Annotated in this window: 10 protein-coding genes and 5 pseudogenes; 5 read left to right on the top strand and 10 right to left on the bottom strand. The window is 69.2% G+C overall.

Annotated elements, in window-relative coordinates; genetic code table 11:
• Positions 1 to 93: 93 nt before the first annotated feature.
• The 3 genes and pseudogenes from ABT245_RS14460 to ABT245_RS14450 all read left to right on the top strand — a co-directional run.
• The gene (locus tag ABT245_RS14460) at positions 94 to 708 is read left to right on the top strand and encodes a serine hydrolase domain-containing protein (RefSeq protein WP_502982118.1); all 615 of its coding nucleotides are present in this window, start codon (positions 94 to 96) and stop codon (positions 706 to 708) included.
• Positions 639 to 1,283 (top strand): annotated as a pseudogene (locus ABT245_RS14455) (NF041680 family putative transposase); the annotation flags it as partial. The gene ABT245_RS14460 and the pseudogene ABT245_RS14455, both read left to right, overlap by 70 nt.
• 9 nt (positions 1,284 to 1,292) lie before the next feature.
• Positions 1,293 to 1,577, top strand: a pseudogene (locus ABT245_RS14450) (transposase family protein); the annotation flags it as partial.
• Between the two features lie 62 nt (positions 1,578 to 1,639).
• Here the strand turns inward: ABT245_RS14450 and ABT245_RS14445 are convergent.
• From ABT245_RS14445 to ABT245_RS14430, 5 genes and pseudogenes are all read right to left on the bottom strand, one after another.
• Positions 1,640 to 2,554 (bottom strand): NADP-dependent oxidoreductase, encoded by a 915-nt coding sequence (locus tag ABT245_RS14445; protein ID WP_351733176.1) that lies wholly within the window; start codon positions 2,552 to 2,554, stop codon positions 1,640 to 1,642.
• Entirely contained in the window at positions 2,551 to 3,012 is a 462-nt protein-coding gene (locus ABT245_RS14440; protein WP_024494953.1) for a cupin domain-containing protein, read from the bottom strand. The genes ABT245_RS14445 and ABT245_RS14440 overlap by 4 nt, the downstream gene beginning before the upstream one ends.
• A 14-nt stretch (positions 3,013 to 3,026) precedes the next feature.
• Complete coding sequence (locus ABT245_RS14435) at positions 3,027 to 3,980, bottom strand: helix-turn-helix domain-containing protein (protein ID WP_351733172.1); 954 nt, start codon at positions 3,978 to 3,980, stop codon at positions 3,027 to 3,029.
• A 156-nt stretch (positions 3,981 to 4,136) separates the two neighbouring features.
• Positions 4,137 to 4,232 (bottom strand): annotated as a pseudogene (locus tag ABT245_RS46065) (IS5/IS1182 family transposase); the annotation flags it as partial.
• 72 nt (positions 4,233 to 4,304) lie between these two features.
• Complete coding sequence (locus ABT245_RS14430; protein WP_351733170.1) at positions 4,305 to 5,477, bottom strand: FAD-dependent monooxygenase; 1,173 nt, start codon at positions 5,475 to 5,477, stop codon at positions 4,305 to 4,307.
• An 82-nt stretch (positions 5,478 to 5,559) separates the two neighbouring features.
• On the opposite strand from ABT245_RS14430, the gene ABT245_RS14425 reads away from it, so the two are divergent.
• The gene (locus ABT245_RS14425) at positions 5,560 to 6,291 is read left to right on the top strand and encodes a TetR/AcrR family transcriptional regulator (RefSeq protein WP_351733167.1); all 732 of its coding nucleotides are present in this window, start codon (positions 5,560 to 5,562) and stop codon (positions 6,289 to 6,291) included.
• A 66-nt stretch (positions 6,292 to 6,357) separates the two neighbouring features.
• On the opposite strand, the pseudogene ABT245_RS14420 reads toward ABT245_RS14425, so the two are convergent.
• The 4 genes and pseudogenes from ABT245_RS14420 to ABT245_RS14405 all read right to left on the bottom strand — a co-directional run.
• Positions 6,358 to 6,724, bottom strand: a pseudogene (locus tag ABT245_RS14420) (transposase); the annotation flags it as partial.
• Between the two features lie 204 nt (positions 6,725 to 6,928).
• Positions 6,929 to 7,423 (bottom strand): transposase, encoded by a 495-nt coding sequence (locus ABT245_RS14415; RefSeq protein ID WP_351733165.1) that lies wholly within the window; start codon positions 7,421 to 7,423, stop codon positions 6,929 to 6,931.
• A 711-nt stretch (positions 7,424 to 8,134) separates the two neighbouring features.
• Positions 8,135 to 8,395, bottom strand: coding sequence for a hypothetical protein (locus ABT245_RS14410; RefSeq protein ID WP_351733162.1), 261 nt, complete (start codon positions 8,393 to 8,395; stop codon positions 8,135 to 8,137).
• 194 nt (positions 8,396 to 8,589) lie between these two features.
• Positions 8,590 to 9,009 (bottom strand): transposase, encoded by a 420-nt coding sequence (locus ABT245_RS14405; RefSeq protein ID WP_351733160.1) that lies wholly within the window; start codon positions 9,007 to 9,009, stop codon positions 8,590 to 8,592.
• A 946-nt stretch (positions 9,010 to 9,955) separates the two neighbouring features.
• Here ABT245_RS14405 and ABT245_RS14400 point away from each other — a divergent pair.
• Positions 9,956 to 10,063 (top strand): annotated as a pseudogene (locus ABT245_RS14400) (IS5/IS1182 family transposase); the annotation flags it as partial.
• A 9-nt stretch (positions 10,064 to 10,072) separates the two neighbouring features.
• On the opposite strand, the gene ABT245_RS14395 reads toward ABT245_RS14400, so the two are convergent.
• Entirely contained in the window at positions 10,073 to 11,383 is a 1,311-nt protein-coding gene (locus ABT245_RS14395; RefSeq protein WP_351733288.1) for a type III PLP-dependent enzyme domain-containing protein, read from the bottom strand.
• Positions 11,384 to 11,470 lie beyond the last annotated feature (87 nt).

The following is an 11,470-nucleotide window of genomic DNA, read 5'->3' as shown; positions in this document are numbered from 1 at the left end:
GACACCGCGACGCGACCGGTGCCCCCAGGCCACGCGAACAGCGCGCCGCGGCGCGTCGACCTCAGGAAGAAACCCAGAGAAGGGCGAGGAGACATGAGCAAGAGCTTCTTCACGCGAAAGGGCGGGTTCAATGCCCGCCTATCCACCGGTGCGCGGCTGAGCGTCGCCACCCTGGCGATAGCCACCCTTGCCACGGGAGTGGCGGCTGCCGCCGACGCCGCTGTCCCCGGCGGGCCCGGGCCCGACCAGAGCTTGCTGCAGCGCGATGTCGACGCCGTGCACAGGACCGGCGCCGTAGGCGCTCTGGCCCGGGTCCAGTCCGCTGATGGACACGCAGAGGCCAGGGCCGGTACTGCGGATCTTGAGACCGGCCAACCGATGCCCTGGAACGCCTACTACCGCATCGGCAGCATCACCAAGACCTTCACGGCCACGGTCGCGCTCCAGTTGGTCGGCGAGGGCAAGCTCAAACTCGACGACACGGTGGAGCACTGGCTGCCCGGCGTCGTGCACGGCAACGGCAACGACGGCAGCAAGATCACCGTGAAGAACCTGTTGCGCCAAACCAGCGGGCTCAACGACTACGACGAGCAGCTGCCATGGGTCCAGCAGTTCACGCCCGAGAAGTTCCACGAGGCACCACCAGCGCGACCGGCCGCTACGGGCAGGCCGTCGCCCGATCCTGGGACCGGCTGCACCCGCTGCTGAGCCGACGGTCGGCCTGGGCCGACCGTCCCGCCGGTGACCTCCCGGTCATCCCGGGCACGGTCGTCCGGCTGCAGGTCGACCACCTGCCCGGGGACCGCGACCCCAAGCCGGTGTGGCTGTGGTGGTCGGGAGTCAGTGCCACGGCCGCAGACGTGGACCGGCTCTGGCGGTCGTTCCTGCGAAGATTCGATCTTGAACATACCTTCCGGATGGCGAAGCAGACCCTGGGATGGACCCGCCCGAAGATCCGCACTACCGAGGCGGCGGACCGCTGGGCCTGGCTCGTTCTTGCCGCCCATACCCAACTCCGCCTCGCCCGGCCTCTGGCGGAAGACCTCCGCAAGCCCTGGGAGCGCCCGGCGAAGCCGGGCCGCCTCACCCCTGCCCGCGTCCGTCGAGGATTTCACCGCCTCCGCTGGAAGACACCCCAGCCGACCGGCGCACCGAAACCCGGCAAGGCCGGTCCAGGCCGACCGGCCGGCTCGAAGAACAAGCGCCGTGCGCACCAACACCCCGTCGGCAAGCGGGTCAAAACGGACACGAATGGAACCGACGGAAAGAAGCAAGCAGCTTAAATGTCAAGCTCAGGCATCGACCAGAAACTGGCCGGGCGTCCGGTGATGGCTGACGGCGGCTGCCAGGGCAACCCCGACGTGATCGTGCCCTACCGTAAACCCGCCGACGGGACACTGACCGACTGGCAGGAAGATCTCAACGCCATCCACCGCAAGGTCCGCGCCCGCGTCGAACACGCGCTGGCGCGGATGAAGTGCTGGAAAATCCTGCGGGACTACCGACGCGCGGCCAGCACCCTGGCGGACACCGCCTCGGGCGTCGCCCACCTGCACAACCTCGCCCTCACGGGCTGACCGCGAGTCGGCCAGTGGTCACTACCAAGAGCAGTCACGAGACACCCTCAGCTCGGCCCGGCTTAGCTTCCGGCCATGGCGATGACCAGTTTGCCGCCCTTCGGGCGCTGCTCGCGCTCCAGCTCCGTCAGGGCGGGAATCGCCTCGGACAACGGGACGGTACGGGCGATGGGCAGGCGCAGGGTCCGGGCCACCTCCTCCAGGTCGGCGGTCACTGGCCGGCCCATCATCGCCCGGAACGGGCCGGGCAGTGCGCTTCTGATCATTTTGGCCGGGGTTGGGACGATGTCGACGATGGTTCCGCCGGGCTTCAGCAGCGTTCGGGCCGCGGCGAAGGGAAGTATGCCGGGCGTGTCGAGGACGAGATCGAACCGTTCCGCGAGGGCGGCCGGGTCGAAGCCGAAACCCACGACCGGTTCGACGCCGAGCTCGTGGGCCTTGTCGGTCGCAGGGTTGCGGCAGCTGCCGGCGACCGAGGCTCCCCGCGCCCGGGCGAACTGGGCGGCGGCCCGGCCCACACCGCCCAGGCATCCGTTGACGAAGACCGCCTGCCCAGGCCGGATTTCCGCCGTGGCCTGGTAGGCGGTCACGCCCACGGTCGGCAGGGCGGCGGCCTGCTCGTACGAAAGGTCCACCGGTTTGAGCACGACCGCCTTCTCCGGGGCCGTCACCATCTCGGCGAACGCCCCCGCCTGCCGGAACCGAGCGTGGCCGAGTACCGCGTCGCCGGCCTTCAGGCGGGTGACGCCGGCGCCGACCGCCTCGACGACTCCGGCGAAGTCGTGCCCCATCGCCCGGGGAAAGGAGCGGCCGGTCATCAGCTTCATCTCGCCGTTACGCATCTTCCAGTCCAGCGCGTTGGAAGCCGCCGCTCGGACGCGGACGAGAACCTCATCCGGACCCGGGCGTGGTGGCTCGAATTCGGCGAGCCGCATCACCTCCGGGCCGCCGTAGCGGTCGTATTGAAGGCGCTTCACGAGGCGTATTCGTTCGAGATCTCGGTGGCGTAGTTCTTCCAGAGCGGTTGCATGGTCTCGGCGTTGACCGGCTGCCCGGAATCGATCATGGCCTTGAAGTCGCGGAAGTACTGCACATACAGGTCCGGCGTGAAGGTGTTCAGCATGACCGCGTTCTCGTCGCCGACGTTGGCGAACGTGTGCGGCGCCCCGGTCGGCACGATGACCCAGGTGCCCGGCCCGGCGTCGTACTGGTCCTCGCCGACGGTGAACCGGAAAGTTCCCGCCAGCACGTAGAAGCCCTCGTCATGCTGGGCGTGGCGATGCTGCAACGGGCTCGGGGTGCCTGGCGGAATGGTGACCTCGGCGAACCCCAGCCGGTGGTCGGTGTGCTCGCCGTTCTCCAGGATGCGGATCTGCTGTGCCCCGCTGCCGAGGATCTCGCCCTCACCGGGGCGGACGATGTTCACCTTCGCCACGACTTCTCCTATTGCTATTGCGTGCCTTGGTCACCACCATCCTTTCCCGGGCCGGCTGTGCGCGTCTTGGTCGTCTGTGCACGGTTGCTGGTTACCAGTGCGCGGGCGTTGTAGCCGTACGTCGCCTTGAAGAGCTTGCTGAAATGGGTGGGATCGGAGAATCCCCACCGGGCGGCCACGGCGGTGACAGTACGTCCGCTTCCGGTCAGCTCGGCTCGGCAGCGCTCCAGGCGGCGACGGCGGATCAGGGCCGCGACGGTGAGCGGCTGGTCCTCGAACAGCTTGTGCAGCCGGCGTACTGAGATGTAATGGGCGGCGGCGATGCCGGGCGGGGACAGATCGGGATCGGCCAGCCGCGCCTCGATGTAGCCGGTGATCCGGTCCCGCAGCCACTCGTCCGGGGCCGGTTGGTCGTCGCCGAGCCGGGCCTCCAGTGCGACCGCGATCAGCTCGACGACGGCCGCCGCCGACCGCAGCGCCTCCGCCTCGCGGAACCCGGTCGCCGACCGCGCCGACTCCCGGGCCAGCACGGAGACGAGAGCGCCCGGGCCGTGGCTGCCGTCGATGCGTACGCCGATGAGCCGGTCGATCTGCGCGGGCCGGATCCGAAGCTCCCGGCGCGGAACCAGGATAGTGACGTGCGCCGCGGCGGTGCTCTCGAACCGGAGCGTACGCGTGGGATCGAGCAGCACCAGGTCGGTCGGCCCGAGTTCGGCGTCGCCGCGCCCTTGCTCGATCCGCGTCCGGCCCCAGGTCATCACCTTGACCGCCAGGTTCTCGCCGTCGGAGGCGTCGCGCTCCTGCCCGATGCAGGAGCTCTCTGGCGTGTCGAGGGAGACCAGCCGCAGCGGCCCGAGGTCGCGGGTGGCGATCCGGCCCCGGAAGCTGGCCCCGGCCAGCTTGTTGACCAGCGGCGGAAACCCGCTGGCGGCCAGCTCGTCCTGGAACGTCTCAAGGTTGCCGATCACCGGTCAACGATAACGGCGACACTTCTGCTCGGGCACGGTGTTCGGCGGGCGTTACAGCGGCGCCGGCCCGCATCTGCTCTACCAGGCTCTGGTGCACGCGGTGGACGGCTCGGTCGCGCCGGCGACCGACGGCCGAACGGTGAGCGCAGCACCGATATCGGAATTGGTGCGCCGGACCGGGGCCAGTGCCAGTAGCGGGCCGAGGGGGTCGATCACGCGATGGGCGGCGGAGTGCGAGACGCCGAACAGCGGTCAGCGGCGGCGCCGAGACAAGCAGACCGAAGTCCCGCAGATGACATCGCCGATTGCGGCCCGCTGGATATGTCAGTTCATGATGAATTGGGCGAGTTTGGATCCGACCGGGGTGTTGGTGGCGCGGATGAAGCCACGGCGAGCGTGGTAGCCCAGTCGGTTGGCCGGCATGAAGAAGTGCTGCATGCGCAGGGCTTCCTTCTGGTGGCGGGTGACGAGCGGGCGGAGCTTCTGCTCCCATGTGCCGAGGGCGGCGGGCATGCTGCCGGGTTCGGTGAGCAGGCGGGCCAGCAGTTCGGCACCGGCGATCCCCATGCCGGAACCCTGGCCGGAGTGGAGGGTCATGCACCAGGCGGAGTCGCCGAGCAGGACGACCCGGCCCTGACTCCAGCGGTTGAGGCGGATCTGGCTGACCTGGTCGAACAGGACTGACTCGGAGCGGTCCATCGCGTCGAGCATGGCGGGCACGACGTCCCCGCCGAAGTCGGCGAACGCCTCGCGCAGGGCGTCGGCGGGCTCTTTGCGGATCTCGGCGGCGGGCCAGGGGGTGCAGTACAGGAGGAAGGCGACCGGGGGATGATCGCGGTAGCTGTTGATCCACGCGGAGCGGCCGGGTGCGGTGGCCACCACGGAGTCACCCTCACGCATTCCGGGCAGCGGGGTGTCCATGACGCAGGCCGCCACGACATGGTCGAAATCTCTGCGATAGAGATCTTCGGGGCCGAAGACGAGGGAGCGCACGGTGGAGTGGATGCCGTCGGCTCCGACGAGCAGCTCCGCGCTCTCCACGGAGCCGTCGGTGAGCGTCGCGGTCACCCCGCCACGGTCCTGGGTGATGGCGGCGGGTCCCGTGCCGTAGCGGATCTCCACCAGGTCGTGGACCGCCTCGTACAGGGCGCGCTCCAGGTCGCTGCGCAGCAGCATGCGCATGGGGGTGCCGTTGAGCTGCCGAGGGAAGGCGAGACCTGGGGTGAAGCGGCCGCGGGAGTCGACCTCGAACATGCGGCTGTCAGGGTCACGCCGGTCCGGGAGCGAGTCCAGGATGCCGAGGCGTTCGGCCGCGGTGTAGCCGGCGCCGTTGAAACGGACGAAATAGCCACCGGTACGGCGCTCTGGCGCCCGTTCGATGACCAGGGGCTCCCATCCGGCTCGGTGCAGGCTCAGTGCCGCGGCCAGGCCCGAGATGCCGGATCCGACGATGAGAGCGCGCCGGGCGCCGCGTGGGGGGAGTGAGGGAGCAGCCATGTCTCGACCTTAGACCAGGTGAGTACTGGATGACCAATTTTGAAATTTGGTCATCCAGGGAGCCGGGTGGGATGCTGTCCGCATGCCCCTGGAACACCCGGCCGCTTCCGAACAGACCGACACCGAACGCACCGAACGCATCCTCGCCGCCGCGCGCGAACTGCTGCTGGCCTGGGGCTACAAGCGGGTCACCGTGGATGAGATCGCCCGTCGCGCACGGATCGGCAAGGGCACCGTCTACCTGCATTGGAAGACGAAGGACCTGCTGTTCACCGAGCTGCTGCGGCGCGAGTTCCAGGAGGTCCTTGAGGCTGTCACGGCCCGAATCCAGCAGGACCCCGCAGCCGCCCTGCCCGGCAGGCTGGTCCGGGAGGTCTTCCTTCAGCAGACCCACAATCCCCTGGCCCGCGCCATCCACGCCGGTGACAGCGAAGTACTCGGCGCGCTCGCCACACCGGCGAGCGGGATGCCTGTCGCGCAGGAACTCGGCTTCCACACCCTGCTCGCCAGGCTCATCGATGTGTGGCGCGAACATGGGCTGCTGACGGACGTCGCATCTGCGGCGGACCAGATCTACCTCATCGACACGGTGCTGACCGGATTCATCACAGGCGGCATCGCGGTACCCCCGCGCGAGGACTTCAGCCTGGAACACCGAGCGGATCTGCTGGGCCATACGATCAAGGCCGCTCTCGAACCCTCCGCCAGCCCGCCCGAGGCCACCCTTCGCGCAGCCGCGCCACACATTCTCACCGCCCTGGCAGCCGCCCGGAGCACCCTCGCCGAGGTCGGCTCGCGCCTGGCGTCCCGCTGACCGGCAGCCGCACCGCCGGCCGGGCGGAACAGGCGGCGAGCGTGCGGGGGTGCCCTACGGGTTTCGTCAAATCGTGGGGCTTGGTTGTGGGCCGTGGAAGGTGCCGCCGCGGAGCATCGCGAAGAGCACGTCGGCTCGTCGTCTCGCGAGGCGGAGGAGGGCTTGGGTGTGGTGCTTTCCCCGGGCGATTTCTTGTCGTAGCAGGCCCGCGAGACCGGGTCGGCCAGGGCCGCGAACACAGGGCCCGCTTGAGCTGCTTGTTTTCTCGTCGGGAGGGCTGTTCACCCCGGGTCGAGGAACCCGAGCTGCGGGTCGCCGGCGCCAGTCCGGCATAGGCGGCCACATGGGCGGCGCACGGGAAAGCGGTGCCGTCGCCGACGTCGATGAGGATCCCTGCTCCGGTCCCGACGCCGATCCCCGGCATGGACGTCAGAGACCTAATTCGTTGCTGACGGATCCAGCACCATCCAGGTGGTTCGCTGAGTCTGTTCGAGCGTGGGACCGTGACATCTGTTGCCACTCCGGCTGACGAAGCCTCCGGATAGACCGGTGCAGGGCCCTGGTGCTTGTGGTGGTGGCGGTCACGGTGTCGGCGTACGACGTCAGCTGCCTCTGGCAAGATTTTCGTAGGCACAGATCATCTCGGTGCCATGGTCGACCGAACCGCGTAACGGCGGCGGAGGTGGGCGATCAGGACGACGCGGTGGCGCAGGAGTGGAACGCCGGCACGCCCTGCCTTCAGGCGTCTTTGGAGCTTGATGGCAGTGATACGGCCCTCGTTAACGCCAGAACTGTAGATCGTGGCGATTCCTTGGGCGACAGCATGCCGGTCTTCGCGCAGGGCTCCGGCGAGACCGGCAAGCGGTGGCAGTCCGCTGCTGGAGAGTTCGTCGAGCCAGGACGACAGGGAGCCGGCGTCGCGGTTGTCGAGCATGGCGGCGAACCGGCGGACCAAGTCGTGAGCGTGCTTGAGTTCCGGACAGTGCTCGAGGAGCCGGTACAGGCGGTGTGTGTCGTCAAGGCCGCGGCGGTCTGGGTGGGTGGTGATCCAGCAGGCACTCTCGCGCGGAGATGGCGGACGCTCGCGGGGCTGGTCCAGCGGCAGCCCGCGTCGCAGGGGCGCGACGGCCATCTTCCTTCACGCGCTGGTAGTGCCCGAGGCAGCCCTTGTCGCGGAGTTCCTCATGGAGAACCATCGCGTTGCGCTCTCCCTCGTCCCAGCGTTGTTGCAGGTAGTCGGGGTAGGGGTCCACGGTGGAGGGCTTGCGGGGTGGGCGGCCCATGACTTCATGCCAGTTGCGGGCGCGGGCATACTTGCGCACTGTCCGGCGGTCCAGACCGACCTCCCGGGTGTCTGCAGCAAGGCTTTCGGGTACCAGCGCACCGAGTTCTTCTGGCTCCGACAGTCGTTCGACGGTGAGCCCGGTTGTGGGTTGAAGCAGGGGCGTGGCCTGCGAGAAGAGGCCGTCTCGGGCGAGGGCGAACCTTCGACTGCCGGTTCGAGGGTGGTGCCCAAACTCGTCCGTACCGTGGAGCCGACTCACGTGCGTACAGACATCCCGGGCCACGGCGCTGTAGCTGCGTCCGATGTCGGTCAGGGTGTGCACAGCCTCGAACGGTCTCCTGGCGTGCAGACCGGCTCGAGTGTCTGCTGCAGCGTCCTCGGCGGTTTCCTCGTCCGGGCCCGGATCGGCCTCTGCGGTTGGCGGGAGGGCTGAACTCAGGCAGCCTCGGTGGGCGACGGCAAGACCTTGAATGCCACGGGACGGTCCCTGCCAGAGATGGAAGCGGTCGCTGACCTGCACGGCATCTGAGGCACCGGCGGTGATGTCCTGCCGGTAGGTCAGCGAGCCATCCGGCACACGACCTCGACACCGGGATGTTCACGAAGCCACTGGCTGAGTTGTTCGGCGTCCCGTCCCTGGCAGAGTGTGAGGGAGAGACGGGTGGTGGCCTCGACCAGGAGAGTTCCGTAGGTGTCGCCGTAGAGGGCGAATTCGTCCACGCCCAGCACCCGCGGGGTGACAAGGGGCGGCAGCGGCATCCGCATCAGCTGCAACAGGACAGTGCACCGCGACAGCCTGACGTTCAGAACCCGCAGCATCCGGGCCCCACCCCGGCCCGCCCGCGGCACCCCCGCCGATTCGAGCACCCGCTGCAGCAGCGGCGTGCGCGAACTGCACGCCACAGTGACACGGCCCCTCTGACGCCCGTGCGGCGGCACGGGCGCGCAGCCCCACAGGGTCCGAGGCTCTGCGCTTGAGCTTGACTCTGTCGGGGATCTTGGAGTGGTCGAGGTCAGCTGCCCGGCGTTCGCCGGGACTTCGGCGGGGGGATGTCGTGCTGGTCCAGGAAGGTCTGGAAGGCGGCCGGTGGTCGTGGTGAGGGGGTTTCCTCGGTCGGTGGCAGGCTGCTGAGGCGTGCGATGTTCACGGCGATGGCCGTGAGTACGTGTTGCAGATGGGTTTTCGGCTGTTCTCGGTAGCGGCAGTGGCGCATACCGTGTCCGTGGGCGAACTCGTTGATGGTGCCCTCGACTCCGGAGCGGACCGCGTAGCGGGTCTTCCAGCCGGGTTTCTGCTGCTCGGCGCGGATGTGGAGTTGCAGGTCGCGGAGTTCTCGTGGGGGAAATCCCACGCTCCGGGCGCTGTCGGCGGTGGTGGCGCACCGGGTGCCGGCCGGGCGGGGGCGGCACCGGCTCTTGGTGAACCGGGCCACGGTCGGCGGGGCGGCGGTGGGCGAGGACGTCGGGCAGGGGCCGTCCCGGCCCCGGCTGACCTGGCCCCGGTGGGCAGGTGACCTGTCGGCGGTCGAAGCCGATGGGGAAGTCGTCCCGGTCGAGGCCTTCGTTCCTGCGGTGCCGGCGGGTGGGGTTGCCCGGCAGTGGGCGTGGACGGTGACCTGGTGTTCACGGGTGGCTCGTTCCAGGCGGACCAGAGAGGTGTAGCCGCCGTCGACCGGGTTGCTCGGCGGGCAGCAGCCCGCGACGCGCCAGTCGGGTGTGGATGCCGGGCAGGGCCTGGCCGTCGTTCGTGGCGGCCGACGTGGTGGCCACGTCCGTGATCACGTTGATGCTGTCTGAGGCACACGTCTCGGTGACCTGCGCGGCGAACTCCTTCCAGTGGATGATGTGCCCATGGCGGACGTAACGCGCCGTAGTGTCGTAAGGCGAGACGACCGCTGAGGAGGAGGCGGCAGACCGCCGTCGTCGGCGGTGCGCCGGCGCAGGCGGCCTGCCGCGTCACGGTAGTAGTTCTGCACGACGATCTGCCGCAGTGCCTCGGCCTGCGGGCCAAACCGGTAGCCCGGTCCGTGCCGGTGGAGGCGTTCCACCATGTCCTGGCCAGCCTGATGCGGCTTCGTGAATTTCCCCAGGGCTGCTCTTCGTTCCCCACTCGGTTGCCGTGGGCGACGAGGGCCGGGGCCGCCCGCTCGTGGAGTGTGCGGGCCGTGCCGAGCCGTCAAGGGCGCCTTCGGCGTCGCTCACGCGATGCGCTGCGCGCACCCTGGACTGCTCGCCCCGCCCCTGGACCTGGCTGGCTATCGGGCGGCCCCTCCCTTGTGGCGTCCGACGCAGGTCAGCGCCCTGTGGGTGGGGAATCTCGGTGAGCAGGTCCGTCCCATCCCTGAGCACGGGGTGGGGAATTTCAACGAGCCCCATCAGGCCGGCTGTCGCCGCCTGCATCGCCGCTACCAACGCAAGGCCGAACACTTCCTGGCCTTCACCGCCCTCGCCTGCAGCCTCATCTGCTACCGCAGACTGACCAGATGAGACGACTTCTTAGGAAGTCTGTCCCGCGCTCGTCAGTTCAAGGAGCCGGTCCGCGTGGCGCGCGCCGCTCTCGGCCGCTATCTCGTCCAGGGTCTGGGCGTCACGCACGGGGGTGAGCCGGACCGTGCCGGTGTGCGTGTACCCGTACACGGCGGGGCGCGGCAGGCTGTTGTAGGCCCAAGGGGTGGAGAAATAGTAGGCGCCGGTGTCGTACAGGACGACGAAGTCGCCCTCGCTCAGGACGGGCAGCGCGCGGTCCTCGGCGACCACATCGCCCGCGAAGCAGCAGGGTCCGGCTATGTCCTGGGCGACCACCGGTCCGGTCAGGGGCTCTCCGCCGTGGTCGAAGGCACCCACCCGCAGGGGCCAGGCACCGGGCATGAGAACGGTACGGGTGGCTGTCTGGGCACCGGCGTGGGTCACCGCGATCCGGCGTCCGCCGGCCTGCTTGGCGTACTCGACCCGGGCGGCGATGAACCCGTTCTTGGCCAGCAGAGACCGGCCGAACTCGGTGACGAGGCCGTAGCGTCCGTCGAACAGTCCAGGGACGGTGGCGCGCAGGGCGGCGGCGTAGTCGTCGAAGGTCGGGCGGATTTCAGCGTCGGCGAAGTTGACCGGCAGTCCGCCGCCGATGTCGAGGCTGGTGATCTGCTGCCGGCCCACTGCGGCGTTGATCTCTTCGGCCAGCCGGTACGTTTCGGCGATGCCCTCGGCGATCAGGTCGAGCGGGCAGCCCTGCGAGCCGACGTGGGCGTGGAGCCTGGTGAGCCAGGGACGGTCGGCGAATGCCCGGATCACGGCCGCGCGGTTTCCGGCGTCACGCAGGGCGACGCCGAATTTCGAGGTTGCGGTCGCGGTGCTCATCGCCCCGATGGTGCCGCCACCGACTTGGGGGTTGACACGTAGTCCGATGACGGACATGCAACCGGCCGGCCGCAGTTCGTCGATACGCCTCAGCTCGTCCAGGTTGTCGGCGTTGAGGGCGATCCCCCACGCGAGCGCCTCGGTGATCTCCTCGTGGGTCTTGGCGGGTGAGTCGAGCACGACGCGTTCCGGGGCGAAGCCCGCGTCCCTGGCCAGCCGCAGTTCCCCTGGGCTCGCGACCTCGCACCCCATGCCCTCCTCGGCCAGGAGCCGCAGGACAGGCACGAGCGAGGCGGCCTTGGCGGCGAAGGTGTGCAGGACGTTGGGGACACCGCCGAAGGCCGCGTGCAGGGCGGCCACGGACCCGCGGATGCCGTGGACGTCGAGGAAGCCGGCGACGGGCTGTTCCGTCCGGAGCAGGCCGCTGCCGATCGCCTGACGCAGTACGGCGCCGATGCTTTCGGGGGCCTGGGACGCGGTGGTGGCGGAGTACGGGCGGTCGTCTCGTGCGATGTCACTGTAGGGGCTCACGTGCAGACTTTC

The organism is Streptomyces sp. NPDC001508, assembly GCF_040298665.1.
Taxonomy (GTDB): Bacteria; Actinomycetota; Actinomycetes; order Streptomycetales; family Streptomycetaceae; genus Streptomyces.
The sequence above is the reverse complement of the archived record's forward strand: the minus strand, read 5'-3'. Positions and strand labels throughout refer to the sequence as shown.

Bases quoted from the DNA above. Each gene is read 5' to 3' on its own strand.
- ABT245_RS14460 (WP_502982118.1), top strand. From the start codon at position 94: ATGAGCAAGAGCTTCTTCACGCGAAAGGGCGGGTTCAATGCCCGCCTA.
- ABT245_RS14430 (WP_351733170.1), bottom strand. From the start codon at position 5,477: ATGGCTGCTCCCTCACTCCCCCCACGCGGCGCCCGGCGCGCTCTCATC.
- ABT245_RS14425 (WP_351733167.1), top strand. From the start codon at position 5,560: ATGCCCCTGGAACACCCGGCCGCTTCCGAACAGACCGACACCGAACGC.
- ABT245_RS14415 (WP_351733165.1), bottom strand. From the start codon at position 7,423: ATGGCCGTCGCGCCCCTGCGACGCGGGCTGCCGCTGGACCAGCCCCGC.
- ABT245_RS14410 (WP_351733162.1), bottom strand. From the start codon at position 8,395: ATGCTGCGGGTTCTGAACGTCAGGCTGTCGCGGTGCACTGTCCTGTTG.